At 72.9% G+C, this 15,893-nt stretch carries 16 protein-coding genes; 9 read left to right on the forward strand and 7 right to left on the reverse strand.

Annotation, left to right across the window (positions count from 1 at the left end):
• Positions 1-46: 46 nt before the first annotated feature.
• The 3 genes from amaP (at position 47) to ACZ7PG_RS08655 (ending at position 3,371) form a co-directional block, all read left to right on the forward strand.
• Complete coding sequence (gene amaP, locus ACZ7PG_RS08645; protein ID WP_470238459.1) at positions 47-646, forward strand: alkaline shock response membrane anchor protein AmaP; 600 nt, start codon at positions 47-49, stop codon at positions 644-646.
• Positions 647-672: 26 nt separating this feature from the next.
• A complete protein-coding gene (locus ACZ7PG_RS08650) occupies positions 673-1,752 on the forward strand; it encodes an ATP-dependent DNA ligase (protein ID WP_470238460.1) in 1,080 nt (359 codons plus the stop codon).
• Between the two features lie 68 nt (positions 1,753-1,820).
• Positions 1,821-3,371, forward strand: a complete 1,551-nt coding sequence (locus ACZ7PG_RS08655; protein ID WP_470239017.1) for an alpha/beta hydrolase — start codon at positions 1,821-1,823, stop codon at positions 3,369-3,371.
• A gap of 150 nt (positions 3,372-3,521) precedes the next feature.
• Here ACZ7PG_RS08655 and ACZ7PG_RS08660 read toward each other — a convergent pair whose 3' ends face one another.
• Positions 3,522-3,764, reverse strand: a complete 243-nt coding sequence (locus tag ACZ7PG_RS08660) for a DUF2630 family protein (protein WP_470238461.1) — start codon at positions 3,762-3,764, stop codon at positions 3,522-3,524.
• 89 nt (positions 3,765-3,853) lie between these two features.
• Here ACZ7PG_RS08660 and ACZ7PG_RS08665 point away from each other — a divergent pair, with 89 nt between their 5' ends.
• A complete protein-coding gene (locus ACZ7PG_RS08665; protein ID WP_093951826.1) occupies positions 3,854-4,225 on the forward strand; it encodes a thioredoxin family protein in 372 nt (123 codons plus the stop codon).
• A 48-nt stretch (positions 4,226-4,273) separates the two neighbouring features.
• On the opposite strand, the gene ACZ7PG_RS08670 is transcribed toward ACZ7PG_RS08665, so the two are convergent.
• Together ACZ7PG_RS08670 and pruA are read right to left on the reverse strand one after the other, a co-directional pair.
• Positions 4,274-5,203 (reverse strand): proline dehydrogenase family protein, encoded by a 930-nt coding sequence (locus ACZ7PG_RS08670; protein ID WP_470238462.1) that lies wholly within the window; start codon positions 5,201-5,203, stop codon positions 4,274-4,276.
• 13 nt (positions 5,204-5,216) lie between these two features.
• A complete protein-coding gene (pruA, locus tag ACZ7PG_RS08675) occupies positions 5,217-6,845 on the reverse strand; it encodes an L-glutamate gamma-semialdehyde dehydrogenase (protein WP_470238463.1) in 1,629 nt (542 codons plus the stop codon).
• 112 nt (positions 6,846-6,957) lie between these two features.
• Between pruA and ACZ7PG_RS08680 the strand changes: the two genes are divergently transcribed.
• The 3 genes from ACZ7PG_RS08680 to ACZ7PG_RS08690 all read left to right on the forward strand — a co-directional run bounded on the left by ACZ7PG_RS08680 (position 6,958) and on the right by ACZ7PG_RS08690 (position 9,550).
• Complete coding sequence (locus ACZ7PG_RS08680) at positions 6,958-8,511, forward strand: PucR family transcriptional regulator (protein WP_470239018.1); 1,554 nt, start codon at positions 6,958-6,960, stop codon at positions 8,509-8,511.
• Between the two features lie 19 nt (positions 8,512-8,530).
• Entirely contained in the window at positions 8,531-9,187 is a 657-nt protein-coding gene (locus tag ACZ7PG_RS08685; RefSeq protein WP_470238464.1) for a maleylpyruvate isomerase N-terminal domain-containing protein, read from the forward strand.
• Positions 9,188-9,256: 69 nt separating this feature from the next.
• Positions 9,257-9,550 carry a putative quinol monooxygenase gene (locus ACZ7PG_RS08690; RefSeq protein WP_470238465.1) on the forward strand — a complete coding sequence of 98 codons (294 nt, stop codon included), beginning with the start codon at positions 9,257-9,259 and terminating at the stop codon, positions 9,548-9,550.
• A 47-nt stretch (positions 9,551-9,597) separates the two neighbouring features.
• Here ACZ7PG_RS08690 and ACZ7PG_RS08695 read toward each other — a convergent pair whose 3' ends face one another.
• The 4 genes from ACZ7PG_RS08695 to ACZ7PG_RS08710 form a co-directional block, all read right to left on the reverse strand.
• Positions 9,598-9,816, reverse strand: coding sequence for a S1 RNA-binding domain-containing protein (locus ACZ7PG_RS08695; RefSeq protein WP_470238466.1), 219 nt, complete (start codon positions 9,814-9,816; stop codon positions 9,598-9,600).
• Between the two features lie 203 nt (positions 9,817-10,019).
• The gene (locus tag ACZ7PG_RS08700; RefSeq protein ID WP_470238467.1) at positions 10,020-10,997 is read right to left on the reverse strand and encodes an LLM class flavin-dependent oxidoreductase; all 978 of its coding nucleotides are present in this window, start codon (positions 10,995-10,997) and stop codon (positions 10,020-10,022) included.
• A gap of 48 nt (positions 10,998-11,045) precedes the next feature.
• Positions 11,046-11,438, reverse strand: coding sequence for a DUF6221 family protein (locus tag ACZ7PG_RS08705; RefSeq protein WP_470238468.1), 393 nt, complete (start codon positions 11,436-11,438; stop codon positions 11,046-11,048).
• A gap of 871 nt (positions 11,439-12,309) precedes the next feature.
• Positions 12,310-13,329, reverse strand: a complete 1,020-nt coding sequence (locus ACZ7PG_RS08710; protein WP_470238469.1) for a DNA polymerase domain-containing protein — start codon at positions 13,327-13,329, stop codon at positions 12,310-12,312.
• A 113-nt stretch (positions 13,330-13,442) separates the two neighbouring features.
• On the opposite strand from ACZ7PG_RS08710, the gene ACZ7PG_RS08715 reads away from it, so the two are divergent.
• The gene (locus ACZ7PG_RS08715; protein ID WP_470238470.1) at positions 13,443-14,105 is read left to right on the forward strand and encodes a TVP38/TMEM64 family protein; all 663 of its coding nucleotides are present in this window, start codon (positions 13,443-13,445) and stop codon (positions 14,103-14,105) included.
• 118 nt (positions 14,106-14,223) lie between these two features.
• A complete protein-coding gene (locus tag ACZ7PG_RS08720; protein ID WP_470239019.1) occupies positions 14,224-15,870 on the forward strand; it encodes a serine/threonine-protein kinase in 1,647 nt (548 codons plus the stop codon).
• The last annotated feature ends 23 nt before the right edge of the window (positions 15,871-15,893 follow it).

Below are 15,893 nucleotides of genomic sequence, written 5' to 3' on the forward strand. Positions count from 1 at the left end.
CAGCGCTTTGTGCTCAGCAGGCACCGAGCGTCAGCGAGGTGCGCGCATGAGCAAGTCAGTCGCCGCGAAGGCGCTTTCCCGGTCGTACACGGGCGAACGCACCTGGACGTTCCTCGTCGGGCTGCTGGCGCTGGCCGGCGGCGCGCTCGCCCTGGTCGTCGGCCTCGGCTGGCTCGGCGAGTTCCGCGGCCGCCGTCCGCTGCTCGACCCGATGGCCCTCGACTGGCTCGGCGGCCACGCCACGCCCGCCCGGATCGTCGCGATCGTGCTCGGCGTCCTGCTGTTCGTGTTCGGCCTGCGCGGGACGCTGCGTTCGCTGCGCCCGGAGCCGCGGCCCGACGTAGACCTCGACCGCACCGAGGGCGCGGAGCTCGTCGTCACCGCCGCCGCGATCTCCGGCGCGGTCCAGACCGACGCCGAGCAGCTCGACGGCGTGAGCCGCGCCCGGGTCCGCGCGGTCGGGTCGCGGACGTCTCCCGCGTTGCGCATCACCCTGTGGCTGCACGAGGGCACCGACCTCAAGAGCGTCTGGGAAGACCTGGACGCCCGCGTCCTGACCAGGGCGCGGGAGTCGCTCGGCCTCGACGTCCTGCCCACCGCCGTCCGCCTGGAGCTCGACACGAGCGCGGCGAAACGCGTGCGCTGAGCGGCGTCTTTCCGCAGAATGCCCGCATGCCCCTACCGCTGCAGCCGCCGCTGAAGCCGATGCTCGCCAAGCCCGCGAAGGCCATCCCGGACTCCGGGGGCCTGCTGTTCGAGCCGAAGTGGGACGGCTTCCGCTGCATCGTCTTCAAGGACGGCGACGAGCTGTACCTGCAGTCCCGCGCGGAGAAGCCGCTCAACCGGTACTTCCCGGAAGCCGTCTCCCGGCTGCTCGAGACGCTGCCGCCGCGGGTCGTGCTGGACGGCGAGCTCGTCGTCGCGCGCGGCGGCCGGCTGGACTTCGACGCGCTCACCCAGCGGATCCACCCCGCCGAAAGCCGCATCACGCTGCTGGCCGACGAGCAGCCCGCCGAGTTCGTCGCCTTCGACCTGCTCGCCCTCGGCGACGAGTCCCTGCTGGACGAGCCGACGTCGGCCCGCCGCGAACGGCTCGTCGAGCTGGCCGGCGACCGGTTCGGGCTCACCCCGGCCACGACCGACCCCGCCACCGCGCGGCACTGGTTCGAGCTCTTCGAGGGCGCGGGCCTCGACGGCGTCATCGGCAAGCCCCTGGACGAGCCGTACACGCCGGGCAAGCGCGTCCTGCACAAGTACAAGCACCTGCGCACCGCGGACTGCGTGCTGGCCGGGCTGCGCTGGCACGTCGACGGCGGGCCCGGCGAGCTCGTCGGGTCGTTCCTGCTCGGCCTGCACGACGAGAACGGCGTGCTGCACCACGTCGGCACCGTCGGGTCGTTCCCCAAGGAACGCCGTCGCGAGCTCGCCGAAGAGCTCGCGCCGCTGGTCACCGACGGGGAGGACCACCCGTGGGGCGGGCGCGCGGAAGGCGAGGGCCAGCGGATCCCCGGCGGCATCAGCCGCTGGCGCGCCACCGAGCACGAATGGGTGCCGCTGCGGCCCGAGCGCGTCGTCGAGGTCGCCTACGAGAACACCGAAGGCGGGATGCCGTCGCGGTTCCGGCACAACGCGCGGTTCGTGCGGTGGCGGCCGGACCGCGAGCCCGCGTCGTGCGACTACGGCCAGCTGGACGAGCCGGCCCGCTACGACCTCGACGCCGTGTTCCGCGGCCAGGTGGTGCGGACCCGCTAACCCGCGTCCCACACCTGCCGTGCGAAGCTCGGCGGTACCTGTCTTTGATCGACGTGAGGACCTCGCCCGTGCACCGCCGCCGTACTCGTGTCCTGGTCGCGCTGCTCGCCGTGGCCTCCGCCGCGGGGTGCGCCGCCGGGCCGTCGGTCCGGCCGGCGCTGGTCGAGAACGACGGGAAGACGACGGCCGCCTCGCCGTCGGGCACGCCCGCGGTGCCGCTGCCGCCGCTGGGCGAACCGCAGTCGCCGTCGCTGCGGTGGGCCGACTGCGACGACGACACCCGGCAGCGGATCGGCACCCCCGCCGTCCCGGACACGCTGCACTTCACGTGCGCCCGGGTCACCGCGCCGCTCGACGCGCCCGGCGAGGCCCGGCGGTCGGTGGTGCGGCTGCTGGCGCTGAAGGTCGGCTCCGGGCCGGTGCCGCTGGTCGTGGTCAACGACGTCGACGGCGACCCGGGCACGGTGTACGCCGCGCGGCTGGCCGCGACGCTGCCGCCGGCGTTCCTGGAGAAGTTCTCGCTGATCGGCCTCGACCGGCGCGGCACCGGGCTCTCGGGTGCCGCCCAGTGCGTCCCCGACGACATCCGCCACGACCTGATCGACGCGGACCCGGCGCGGGGCGACCTGCAGGACGTCCTGGACGCCGCGCGCAAGGCCGGGCAGCAGTGCGCGATCGAGCTGGACGACTCCCAGACCGCGCTGGACAGCTGGCGCGGGGCCGGCGACCTCGACGAGCTGCGCAAGCAGCTGGGCATGGACCGGCTGGACGCCATCGGCCGCGGCGACGGCTCGAAGGTCCTCTCGGAGTACGCGGGGCGCTTCCCCGGCCAGGTCGGCCGGATGGTGTTCGACGGCGTCCCCGACCCGGGCCCGGACACCGCGGCCGTGCTCGACGCGGTCGCCGCCGGCGCCCAGTCCACGTTGGACGCCTTCGCCGCGGACTGCGCCGCGCGCAAGTGCGCCCTCGGCGACCCGAAGGCGGCGCTGACCGCACTCACCGGGCAGCTGCGGGACAGCATCGCGCCGCTGACCGACGACGGCGTCGCGTTCGGCCCCGGCGTCGCGATGTACGCGGTCTACTCGGGTTTGGCGCAGCGCACGCGGTGGCCGGAGCTGGCCGACGCGATCGTGGCGGCGCGGTCGGGGAACATCCGGCCGCTGGCGGCGTTCGTCACGCCGGTGCTGCACGATTCGCGCGCGCAGCCGTCGCGGCTCGACGTCACGATCGCGACCCGCTGCAACGACAGCCAGACCCGGCTCTCGGCCGACCAGCTCGACCAGGTCGTCGCCGGGATGCGGGGGAAGTACCCGCAGTTCGGTGCGGCCGTCGCCCAGCAGCTGGCCTGGTGCGGGCCGTGGCCGGTGCGGACCGAGCCGCTGCCGCCGGCGGGCGCGCCGGGTGCCCCGCCGATCCTGGTCGCGGCCACCGCGGCCGACCCGGTGACGCCCCAGCTGGGCAGCACCCGCGCGGCCGACCGGATGCCGTCCGCGGTGACGATCACGTGGCAGGGCGCGGGTCACGGCGCGCTGGGCACGTCCCCCTGCGTCACCGACGCGGCCCGCGCCTTCCTGATCGACGGCAAGATCCCCACCGACGGCACCCTCTGCCCCGCCTGACCCCGTGTCGTCCACCCAGGTACGCGTGTCGTCCATCGGGGTACGCGTGTCGTCCATCCAGGTACGGCCGCCGGCCCGACCCGCGGACACCCACGGACGACACGCGTACTCAGGCGGACGACACGCGTACGTGGATGGACGACACGGCGGTTACTGGCGGTAGGACTCCACCTCGGAGATCGGGCGGGCCGCGGCTTCGTCCGGGTTCTCGTGGAACTCCGTTTTCGCGCGCCGCTGCCGGAGCAGGTCCCAGCACTGGTCGAGCTGCTGCTCGACCGTGGTGAGGCGATCCTTGTCGCCGCCGCTCAGCCCCACGCCGACCGAACGCGACCGGAGCTCGTGCTCCTCCGCGATCAGTTCGTCGATCCGGCCCAGGATCTCGCCGTCGGCCATCGTGTTCCTCCTCTTACCGGGGTTGCGCTAGGGGGAGACGCTACCCCGGTCCCGGGAATTCCCGCCGCGTCCGCTTCGTTGACCAGGGCATGAGCACCGTTGAACTGACCGCCGAGAACTTCGACCAGACGGTAAACGACAACGAGTTCGTCCTGATCGACTTCTGGGCGAGCTGGTGCGGGCCGTGCCGCCAGTTCGCGCCGGTCTACGAAAAGGCCTCCGAGAAGCACGACGACCTCGTGTTCGCGAGCGTCGACACCGAAGCGCAGCAGCAGCTCGCCGCCGCCTTCGACGTCCGCTCCATCCCGACGCTGGCCATCATCCGCGACAAGACGCTGATCTACGCCCAGCCCGGCGCGCTGCCCGAGCCCGCCCTCGAAGAGCTCATCAAGCAGGCTCGCGAGGTCGACATGGACGAGGTCAAGCGCAAGGCCGCCGAAGCCGAGGCCGAACAGGCCTGACCACCACCACATGACTGAGGCCGCCCCGCGAGGCGGCCTCAGTCATGTTCAGGAACGCGTCGCGAGCCCGCGCAGGAAGAACGCCAGGTTCGCCGGGCGCTCGGCCAGCCGGCGCATGAAGTAGCCGTACCACTCGTCGCCGTAGGGCACGTAGACGCGCATCCGCGACCCGCCGGCCGCGATCCGCGCCTGCTCCTCCGGCCGGATGCCGTAGAGCATCTGGAACTCGTGGTCGTCGTCCTTGCGATCGTTCTCGATCGCCAGCGCCGCGGCGATCTCGATCATCCGCGGGTCGTGCGAGGCCACCATCGGGTACCCGGAGCCCGCCATCAGGACGCGCAGGCAGCGGACGTAGGACTTGTCCACTTCGGACTTCTCCTGGAACGCGGCCGGCTCCGGCTCGGCGTACGCGCCCTTGCACAGCCGCACGCGCGACCCCGGCCCGGACAGCTCCCGGCAGTCCTGCTCGGTCCGCCGCAGGTAGGCCTGCAGCACCGCGCCGACCCACGGGTACTCGCCGCGCAGCTCGCGCAGGATGCCGAGCGTCGAGTCCGTGGTGGTGTGGTCCTCCATGTCGAGCGTCACGGTGGCGCCGACCGCCTCGGCCGCCGCGCAGATCTTCCGCGCGTTCTCCAAGGCGACGTCCTCGCCGTTCGACGGCAGGAACTGCCCCACCGCCGACAGCTTCACCGAGACGTCGGCACCCTCGGCCAGGCCTTCCGCGGCGAGCGCGGTCAGCACGGCCTCGTAGGCCGCGACCGTCGACGCCGCCTGCGCGGCGTCGGTGGTGTCCTCGCCCAGGTGGTCGAGGGTGATCCGCCGGCCGTCCGCCGCCAGTTCCCTGGCGACGCGGACGGCGTCGGCGGTCTCGGACCCGGCCACGAACCGGCGCACCACGGATCGCGTGGCGGGCACGGCTTCGACGAGCCGCCGGATGCCCTTCGAGCGGGCGGCGGCGAGCAGCGGGGCACGCAACATGACGGTCTCCCTCTCAGCCCTGGTGCGGGTAACGGACGCTGGTCGGCGGGACGAACGTCTCCTTGATCGAGCGCGGGCTCGTCCAGCGCTGCAGGTTGAAGATCGAGCCCGCCTTGTCGTTGGTGCCCGAGGCCCGCGCGCCGCCGAACGGCTGCTGGCCGACGACGGCACCGGTCGGCTTGTCGTTGACGTAGAAGTTGCCCGCGGCGAACCGCAGCGCCTCGGACGCCTTCGCCACGGCCGTGCGGTCGTTGGCGATGATCGCGCCGGTCAGCGCGTACGCCGCCGTCTCGTCGACGAGCTTCAGCACGGCGTCGAAGTCACCGTCCTCATAGACGTGCACCGCCAGGATCGGCCCGAAGTACTCGGTCGAGAAGATCTCGTGCTTCGGGTTGTCCGACACGAGGATCGTCGGCTGGACGAAGTACCCGACGCTGTCGTCGGCGGTGCCGCCGGTGAGGACCTCCACCGAGTCGTCGGCGGCGACGCGCTCGAACAGGGCCTTGTGCTTGGCGAACGCGCGCGCGTCGATGACCGCGCCGCCGAAGTGCGACAGGTCGGTGACGTCGCCGTAGGACAGCGCCTCGGTCTCGGAGACGAGACCGTCCTTCACGCGGTTCCACACGCTGCGCGGGACGTACGCGCGCGAAGCGGCGGAGCACTTCTGGCCCTGGTACTCGAACGCGCCGCGGACCATCGCGGTGCGCAGGACGTCGACGTCGGCCGACGGGTGCGCGACGATGAAGTCCTTGCCGCCGGTCTCGCCGACCAGGCGCGGGTACGAGCGGTAGCCCGCGATGTTCGCGCCGACCGTGCCCCACAGGTGCTGGAACGTCGCGGTCGAGCCGGTGAAGTGGATCCCGGCCAGGTCGCGGTGGGTCAGGGCGACCTCGGAGACGGCCTTGCCGTCGCCCGGCAGCAGGTTGATGACGCCCGGCGGCATCCCGGCCTCTTCGAGCAGCCGCATGGTCAGGTGCGCGGCGAACGACTGCGTCGGCGACGGCTTCCACAGCACGGTGTTGCCCATCAGCGCGGGCGCGGTCGGCAGGTTGCCGGCGATCGCGGTGAAGTTGAACGGCGTGATCGCGTAGACGAAGCCTTCCAGCGGTCGGTGCTCCAGCCGGTTCCACACGCCGGGCGAGCTGATCGGCTGCTCGGTGAGCACGCGGCGGCCGAACTCGACGTTGAAGCGCCAGAAGTCGGCGAGCTCGCAGGCCGAGTCGATCTCGGCCTGGGTCGCGGTCTTGGACTGGCCGAGCATGGTGGCGGCGTTGATCGTGGCGCGCCACGGGCCGGTCAGCAGGTCGGCGGCGCGCAGCAGGATCGCGGCGCGGTCGTCGTAGGACAGCCCGCGCCACTCCGGCGCGGCCTGCGCGGCCGCGGCGATGGCGTCGGTGGTGTCCTGCTGCGTCGCGCTGTGGATGGTGCCGAGCACGTGCTGGTGGTTGTGCGGCTGGACGACGTCGATCTTCTCGCCGCCGCCGGGGCGCTGCTCGCCGCCGACGGTGACCGTGAGGTCGACGGGTTCCGCCTGGCCCAGCCGCTTGAGCGCACCCTCGAGTTCCGCGCGCTCAGCGCTGCCCGGCGCATACGTCAGCACCGGCTCGTTCTTCGGGGCGGGGGTCTGGGTCACGGCGTCCACGGCGGCTCCTCTGCCTTTCCTGTACGTCTGGATGCCCCGAACGGTAACTCCGGACACGCTTCGGCGGCTTGTTCAACCGGCTAAAATCAATCGGGTGACTTTGGCCGATCCGATAACGTCGTTGCGGCACGTGCTGGCGACCCTCGGGGAACCGCTCGTCGAGGTCGTCGTGGCGCCGCACGGCCTGGGCGTCCCGGTCACCGACGTCGTGATCCTCGACCCCGAAGACCCCCTGGAAGCCGGGCCGGGCGACCTGGTGCTGGTGATCGGCGCGCGCGGCCGGGCCGCGGCGCCCGCGATCCGCGCGGCCGGGCGCGGCGGGGCGGCCGCGGTGGCGGTCAAGGGCGCGACGGGCGCCGACGTCGCCGCCGACGCGGGCATCGCGCTCCTCACGGTCGGCGCGGAAGCGCGCTGGGAGCAGGTCGAGTCGCTGGCCCGCGGGGTCGTCGAGGCGGCGCGCGCGGGCGGCGAAGCGGCCAGCGGCGAGGTGCTCGGCGACCTGTTCGCGCTGGCGCAAACGATCGCGACGCTCACCGGTGGCCTGGTCAGCATCGAGGACACAGCGAACCGCGTGCTCGCCTACTCCCGGGCCGGCGACGAGGTCGACGAGCTGCGGCGGCTGTCGATCCTCGGCCGCGAAGGCCCGGAACGCTACCTCGCGATGCTGCGCGAATGGGGGGTCTACCAGCGGCTTCGCGCCGGTGAGGGGATCGTCCGGATCGACGAGCGACCCGAGCTGGGCATCCGCCGGCGCATCGCGGCGGGCATCCACGCGGGCAAGCAGCCGCTCGGCACGATCTGGGTCCAGGAGGGCGCGCAGCCGCTCACCGAACGCGCCGAGACGGCTTTGCTCGGCGCGAGCCGCACCCTCGCGCCGCAGCTGATCCGCGCCCGGACGCTGCCCAGCCCGGAGCTGCGGCTGCGGGAGGACCTCCTCGCGAGCCTGCTCGAAGGGCGGCTGGACGCGGAGTCCGTCGCGGACGACATCGGCGCGGACCCGGCCCGGCCGGCGCAGGTCCTGGCGTTCTCCTTGGAGCGATCGGGCAACCGGCAGCTGCGGCGGGCCGAGCTGGTGCACCTCATCGCCGTCCACACGGCCGCTTACCGGCGCAGCGCACTGGTGAGCGTGATCGGCGGCCGCGTCTACGCGCTGCTACCCGACCTGCCCGAGCACTCGGACGCGGCGGTCCTGGCACTGGCGAAGGAGATCGCCGGCACCGCGCGGCGGCACCTGGACGTCCCCGTGCGGGCGGCGCTCGGCGGCGTGGTGCCCCGGCTGTCGGACGCGGCGGCGTCCCGGGGCGACGCGGACCGCGTCCTGGCGGCGATGGCGCGCGGGCACTGGGAGGCCGACGTCGCCTCGCTGGCCGACGTCCGCGCCGAGGTGCTGCTGTCGGAGGTGCTGGCGTTCCTCGGCGGGCAGCCCCGGATCCGCGACCCGCGGCTGACGTCGCTGGTGGAGCACGACGCCGAGCACGGCGGCATCCTGGTCCCGGCGGTCCTGGCGTGGCTCGACGCGTTCGGCGACGTCCGGGCGGCGGCCCGGGTCCTGAACATCCACCCCAACACGGTCCGCTACCGCGTCCGGCGCGCCGGCGAAGTGTCCGGAGTGGACTTCGCCGACCCCGCTCAGCGCATCCTCACTCAGCTGCAGCTGAGGCTCTGACCCTGCTAGCTTCGCCGGCGTGGATCTCTTCTCGCGCACGTGGGCGGCGTTGCGCGCCGCGGTCGCCGCTCTTCCGGACGACGACTTCGCGAAGCCGTCGGGGTGCCGGGGGTGGCTGGTCCGGGACCTGGTCTGCCACCTGGTGATCGACGCGCAGGACGTCCTGATCACGCTGGTGACGCCGGCATCGTCGGCGGTGACGCACGACGCCGTGACGTACTGGGCGGTGACGGACGCGCCGCCTTCGGGCGACGACCCGCTGGACGCGCTGATCGTCCGCCTGGCGGCGGCGTACGAGGACCCGGCGCTGCTGAAGTTCCACCTCGACGACGTGGGCGCGGCGGCGGGCCGGGCGGCCGATCTGGCGGACCCGGCGACGCGGGTGTCGACGCAGGACATGGTCCTCACCGCGGGCGACTACCTGTCGGCGTACGTGCTGGAGTGGACGCTGCACCACCTGGACCTGGTGGCGCACGTGCCGTCCGCGGCCGGGCCGCCCGCCGAGGGCGTGGCGCGGACACGCGAGATGCTGGAGAAGATCGCCGGAACGACGTTCCCGCCGTCGTTCTCCGACGAGGACGTGCTGCTGGTGGCGACGGGTCGCCGCTCCGCCACGGTCGCCGAGCGCGAGGCTCTCGGCGACCTGGCCGCGCGGCTGCCGTTCGTGCTCGGCTGATCCTTCGGCGAAGGCCGCAACCCCGGCGGCCTACGGTGGAGGAACCCGCCCGCCAGGAAGGCTCCCCCGATGCCCGAACTGCAAGTCATCGCCCGGCACACCCTCCCCGCCGGCAGGACGGCCGAGCTGCTGCCGCTGTACCGGAAGCTCGCCGAAGCCAGCCGCGGCGAACCGGGCAACCTCGCGTTCGAGGTCTACCGGGACCTGGACGACGAGCACAGCGTCGTCCTCCTCGAGCGGTACACCTCGCCGGAGGCCTTCGAGGAGCACCGGCGGACGCCGCACTTCAAGGAGCTGGTCCTCGAGCAGCTGGTCCCGAACCTCGCGAGCCGCACCATCGAGTCGTACCAGGCCACGGACTGACCGCCTCGGCTTCGGGGCCGGGCGCCCGGCCCCGAAGCTTCGTCGGACTAGGCCCGCACCAGGCTGAACCGGCGGCGTTCCTCGTCGACGCGGTCGATGCGGACGCTCACCCGGCTCCCGGTCTCGGGGGCCGTATCGGTCACCCACAGGCCGTGGACACCGGGCGCGACCTCGACGAACGCGCCGAACGGGACCACCCGCGCCACGACGCCGTCGAGCACCTCGCCGCCGGCGTGGGCCGCGACGAACTCTTGCCACTGGGACATGCGATTCACCTCCTTCCCGTGCACGTTCCGATGACGGAAGACGTGCGGGAGGCGGCGGGCCACGGGCCCGCCCGGAGGTCACGGCACAGCCGGGTACCCCGTCTGCTCACGGCTCGAGGCCGACCCGGCAGTCACGCGAAAACCATACCGCGAAAACGGCACCGTAATATTCCGACGCGGTACTGCTGCAATTCGATATCCCCTCACGAAATGGGGACGCGAAGGCCGGCGACTCCGGCCAGCGCGGCGAAAGAATCGAGCCGCGCGGATTGGTCGTAGGCGGCCGTCGTGGCGAGGACTTCGTCGGCGCCCACGGCCGCGACGAGCGCGCCGAGGCGGTCCTCGACTTCGGCCGGGGTGCCCGAGATCTGGCCGTCCAGGGTCTCGTCGAGGCGCCTGCGCTCGCGGTCGGTCATGGGCAGGGCCAGGACCTCCGCGGGCGGTGACAGCGGCGGGAAGACGCCGTGGGAGCGCGAATACACCGTCGCCCAGGCCTCCGACACGAGCAGGCGGCGCGCGTCGGCCGCCGAGTCCGCGACGGCGATCGCGGACGACACCACGACGTAGGGCTCCCGCGCCCACTCGGACGGCCGGAAGCCGTCGCGGTAGCGCGTCACGGCCTCGACCAGGGCGCGTTCGCCGCGGACGGGCGCGATCACCAGCGGCAGCCCGAGGTCCGCGGCGAGGTCGGCGCCGGACCCGGTGGCCAGCAGGAACGGCGGCACGCGCAGGCCCTCGGCGGGGTAGGCGTGGACACCCGTGTGCGAACCGGCGAAGAACCCGAGCAGCTCCCGGACCTGCGCGCCGAAGTCGTCGGCGGCTTCCTTGCCCTGGCCGAGCGCCTCGCGGACGCCGGCGGTGAAGCCGACCGAGCGCCCCAGTCCCATGTCGATCCGGCCGGGGTAGAGCGCTTCCAGGACGCCGAACTGCTCCGCGACGACCAGCGGCCGGTGGTTCGGCAGCATGACACCCCCGGTCCCGACCCGGATCCGGCTGGTCGCGGCCGCGACGGCGGCGGCCAGCACGACCGGCGCGGAGCCGGCGACCCCGGGCACGCCGTGGTGCTCGGAGACCCAGAACCGGTGGTAGCCCAGCCGTTCCACGCCGGAAGCGAACGCGACGGTGTCCCTCAGCGCCCGCGCGGTCCCGCCGTCACGCCGCACCGGGGAACGGTCGAGCACGGAGATCCTCACCCCGGGTGCAACGCCCGGCGCGGGCCGGGATTCCCGTCAGGGGCGCCAGCGCTCGCTGTAGTCCGGGTGGTCGGTGTAGGGCAGGGCCAGCAGGCGCAGCGTGAGGCACCAGTTGGAGCCGGCCTCGTCGGCGGGCACGTGGCAGGTCTCACACCAGTATTCGCTGCCGTAGAGCGGAAAGCCGGGCACCTTCTCCGACACCGTGGTGCGGTGCGCGAGCAGGATCCGCCGGGCCGCCTCGATCTCGTTGATCATCTGGTTGACCGCGTCCAGGTCCAGGTCGGTCAGCCCGCGGATCTTCTGCTCCACGGCGACTTTCGTCTCGCCGCGGTTCATCGCGTCGCCGGCTTTCGCCTTGTTGACGGCCTGCATGATCATCGCCTGCCGCGCACCCACGCGCGCGGCGAGGAAAGCGATCAGGTCGTCCACTGAGGGCCTCCCTCGAACTCGCCCCGGGGACATGTCCCCGGGGAGTCGTCGATCCGGGACCGCACGTTACGCCGTTCGAGCCGATGGTCGAGACCACCGAGGCGGCCGTACGCCATTTGTGACCCGAAAGGCGACAGTGGGCAGCGAACTGCTCACTCCGCGTTTCCCGCGGTGAGATTTCGATTAAGGCTTTGACGGTTTCGGACCCGCGAAAGTGGCGCGCGGCACCCTTGTGGCCTCGATTACACGCGGTATCGATCGGGGGTACTCCGGTGCCGCTGAGTAACACCGGTCCCGGCCGCGGCGTCTGTCCCGGGCATCAGAGTCCACGGAGGCGAGCCCTGTCCGCTGCGCTTCCGCCCGTCTCGCGGGTGCCCGCTCGGCCGAAGCGCCGGAAATAGCCGTGGATCGTCGGCGCGGAGCTCGTTGTCCCCGCCCTCTTGGCGGGCGTCGCGACGGCGATTGCCGCCGGCAAGGCGTCTTCGAGCCCGCGCCTGGACAAGACCCAGGCAGCCCCTGCGTCGGCCCCGGCATGACCGGGGCTCCGCAGACGGTGGGATCCAGCCTCGCGACGCCACCAGTCCCTCTATTCCGGCCCTCGTCGCGCCGGCCACCACCGAGCCCGCCCTGCCCGAGCCCACGCGAAGGACTACTCGGTCGATCTGGCGGTCGTCTCGAAGCAGTGCTTCGGCTCCGCGGGGTGCACCGTCGTTGTCGAACCGAAGCTGACTTTCCTCGGGCGCGAGCACGAGACGGCCTACGCGCAGGGCGGCTCGTCCTATCGCGTCGATCGCACCGTCATGAGTACCAAGAACACCAAGGTCACGCCCAAGGCGAGCGTGACGGCGGTCGGCTGCCGCAAGCCGTGAGGTCAGTCCTCCGGTCGCGCCTTGCTGGGCTGGACCCGCTTGGGCTCCCCCGGCATCTTGGGGTAGTCCGGCGGGTACGGCATGTCCCCCAGCCCGTGGTCGCGCAGGTCGCGCTCGCACCACTCCAGGGCCTTCTCCAGCCCGAACGCCTCCGCGTCCATCGCCTCGTGCAGGTCGCCGTGCTCGGAGAGGAACGCCGGGATCGTCAGCACGTCGAAGTCGTCCGCGTCGACCTCGCCCAGCAGATCCCACGTCAGGGGCGTCGACACCGTGGCGCGCGGGGTGCCGCGGACCGACCAGCTCGACGCCACCGTGCGGTCGCGCGCCGCCTGGTTGTAGTCCAGGAACACGCGGCCGCCGCGCTCCTCCTTCCACCACGCGATCGTCGCCTTCTCCGGGATCCGGCGCTCGACCTCGCGGCCCAGCGCGATCACCGCGTGGCGGACCTCGACGAAGTCCCACTCCGGCCGGATCCGGACCAGCACGTGCACCCCGCGGCCGCCGGAGGTCTTCGGGTAGCCCGTCAGCCCCGCGTCGGCGAGCACGTCACGCACCACCGAAGCGACCTCGACCGCGTCGGCGAACCCGGCCCGGTCGGGCGGGTCGACGTCGATGCGCAGCTCGTCCGGGTGGTCCACGTCGGGGCGGCGGACCGGCCACGGGTGGAAGTCGAACGTGCCCAGGTTGGCCGCCCAGGCGAACACCGCCGGCTCGGTCGGGCACACCTCGGCGGCCTTGCGGCCCGACGGGAAGGTGATCTCGGCGGTCTCGAGCCAGTCCGGCGCCCCCTTGGGCACGCGCTTGGCGTAGAACCACTCGCCCTCGACGCCGTCGACGTAGCGCTTCAGCGTGGTCGGCCGCTCGCCGATCGCGCGCAGCAGCGGCCCGCCGACGGTGATGTAGTGCTCGACGACCTGCCGCTTGGTGATGCCGCGCTGGGGGAAGTACACCTTGTCCGGGCTCGAGACGCGGACGGTGCGGCCGCCCACCTCGTACTCGACCGGGTCACCGTGCTTGGGCATGCGGCCACGCTAGCGGTGATCGGGCTCACCGGGGCGCTGCGCCGAACGCCGAACGCCGAACGTGCCCCGGAGGCCGGCGAGGCCCGCGCAGGCCCGCCGGTAGGCTGGAGCGGGTGTCCGGCCGCACCAAGCTGATCGTCGCGCTCGCCGTGCTCGCGCTCTTCGCGGCGGCCGCGGTGCTGCTGCCGATCCCCGGGCCCGCCGAGCTCCGCGCCTGGGCCGCCGCCACCGGGCCCGCCACGCCGCTGGTGCTGTTCGTCGCGTATTCGCTGCTCACCGTCGCGCCGATCCCACGCACCGTGTTCAACCTGGCCGCCGGCCTGCTGGTCGGCACCGCGGCCGGGATCGCCATCGGCCTGGTCGCCACCACCATCGCGGCGGGCCTGTCCTTCGGCCTGGCCCGGCTGCTCGGCCGCGACCTGGTCACCCGGCACCTGCACCGGTCCGCCGTCCGGACGGTCAACGACCGGCTCTCCGGCGGCGGCGTCCTCGCGATCACCTCGCTGCGGCTGATCCCGGTGGTGCCGTTCGCGCCGTTCAGCTACCTCTGCGGTGTGTCGGCCGTGCGGCCGGTCCCGTACCTGGCCGGTACGCTCCTCGGCAGCGTGCCCGGCACCGTCGCCGTGGTCGTCCTCGGCGATGCCCTGACCGGCGACACGCCGCCCGCGCTGCTCGTCTGCTACGGCGCGTTCGCGCTGGCCGGGGCGCTCGGACTGGTCAGGGTGTTCAAGAAACGGGCCCCGGCCGAACCGGAGCCCGCCGGACCGGCTGGCTGACGCGAACAGCACGGGGCCGACCGCTACACTCGATCGGGTGCGCGAAGCGGAAACGCGCTGAGCAGGGCCACCATCACCGGGAATTTCGTCAGGAGCAGTCGCCATCGACACCGGTCAGCTGATCGCGGGGCACTACCGCCTCGTCGAGCACATTGGTAGCGGTGCCATGGGAGTCGTGTGGCGCGCGACCGACGTGCGCCTCGAGCGCGACGTCGCGATCAAGCAGATCCTCCCCCAGCCGGGCGTCTCCGAGACCGAGCGCGACAACATGCGCCAGCGCGCGATGCGCGAGGCGAAGAACGCGGCCCGGTTCCAGCACCCGAACGCGATCGTGGTGTTCGACATCGCCGAGCACAACGGCGACCCGTGCCTGGTGATGGAGTACCTGAACGGGCCCAGCCTCTCCACGATCCTCTCCCAGGACGGCACGCTGCCCCTCGGCCGGATCGCCCGGATCGGCGAGCAGGTCGCGTCCGCGCTGGTGGCCGCGCACCGGGCCGGGATCGTCCACCGCGACGTCAAGCCCGGCAACATCCTCATCGACGAGACCGGCACCGCGAAGATCACCGACTTCGGCATCTCGCGCGCGGCCGGCGACATGACGCTGACGGCCACCGGCCTGATCGGCGGCACCCCCGCCTACCTGGCGCCCGAGCTGGCCCGCGGCGCCGACCCGGTGCCCAGCTCCGACGTCTTCGCCCTCGGCGCGACCCTCTACCAGGCGATCGAGGGCACCACGCCGTACGGCAACACCACCAACCAGCTCGCGCTGCTCTACGCGGCGGCGAACGGCCAGATCAACCCGCCGGTGCAGGCGGGCGCGGCCACCGCGCTGCTGATGAGCCTGCTGCGCAGCGAGCCGGGCGAGCGGCCGAGCATGGCCGAGGCCCGGGAGCGGCTGGCCGCGCTGGCCCGCACCGAACCCGGCGGCATGCTGGCGTCACCGCCGTTGCTCTCGGGCAACTCGGGCCGCAAGCCCGCCGGCCCCGCCGAGAGCGGAGACCGCCCGCCGTGGCAGCGCACCGACCAGCCCGCGCCGTCGTCGCCGCCGGTCGGCACGCCGGCGCCCGTCGCCAAGGCGCCGTCGAACCCGCCGCGCCCGACCGCGGCGTTCATGCCGATGCGGTCCCCGGCCGCGCCGCCGAACACCCCACCGAGACCGATGCCCGCCGCCGCGCCGACGGCGAGGGCACCGCAGTACTCGTCGAGCCCCTCGAAGCCGGACAACAAGCGCAAGTACGCGATCTTCGCCGGGGGCGGCGCCGCGGTCGTGGTGGTCGCGGTCATCATCTTCCTGGTCGTCAACTCGGGTGGGGGCGGCGGCACCGGCGGCAACACGAACGCCCAGTCGCCGAGCCAGCCGACCGCCGGGCAGTCGAACCCGAAGACCACGAACTCCGACGACGCCCCCGCGTCCGCCGAGCTGGGGAAGACGCCCTCCGAAGGCAAGATCACGGACTACGGCCAAGCGGGCCGGCTCCTCGTCGACAGCTACTACCCGAACCCCGGCGCCGGCTGGGGCTATCTGACGCCGGCCGCGCAAGCGGTCTACGGCTCGCAGGACGCCTACACGGCCTACTGGGCCGGCCAGAAGGTCACCGGGTACAAGAAGGCCGTGGCCGAGGGCAACCAGACCGACGGCTCCCTGAAGTTGACGATGGAGCTGAACGGCACCCGCCGGGCGTACCACATCGTGCTCATCGGCGGGCAGCTGCTGATCGACAGCAACACCAAGCTCGACGCGAACCCCGACACCGGCCTGTAGAGACTTAACACGCCGCTGGTGGG

Source organism: Amycolatopsis sp. NPDC114504, from assembly GCF_055633595.1.

Coding starts and splice junctions, on each gene's coding strand:
- ACZ7PG_RS08695 (WP_470238466.1), bottom strand. CDS start 9,816: ATGTCCCAGTGGCAAGAGTTCGTCGCGGCCCACGCCGGCGGCGAGGTG.
- amaP (WP_470238459.1), top strand. CDS start 47: ATGAGCAAGTCAGTCGCCGCGAAGGCGCTTTCCCGGTCGTACACGGGC.
- ACZ7PG_RS08665 (WP_093951826.1), top strand. CDS start 3,854: ATGAGCACCGTTGAACTGACCGCCGAGAACTTCGACCAGACGGTAAAC.
- ACZ7PG_RS08710 (WP_470238469.1), bottom strand. CDS start 13,329: ATGCCCAAGCACGGTGACCCGGTCGAGTACGAGGTGGGCGGCCGCACC.
- ACZ7PG_RS08650 (WP_470238460.1), top strand. CDS start 673: ATGCCCCTACCGCTGCAGCCGCCGCTGAAGCCGATGCTCGCCAAGCCC.
- ACZ7PG_RS08670 (WP_470238462.1), bottom strand. CDS start 5,203: ATGTTGCGTGCCCCGCTGCTCGCCGCCGCCCGCTCGAAGGGCATCCGG.
- ACZ7PG_RS08660 (WP_470238461.1), bottom strand. CDS start 3,764: ATGGCCGACGGCGAGATCCTGGGCCGGATCGACGAACTGATCGCGGAG.
- ACZ7PG_RS08690 (WP_470238465.1), top strand. CDS start 9,257: ATGCCCGAACTGCAAGTCATCGCCCGGCACACCCTCCCCGCCGGCAGG.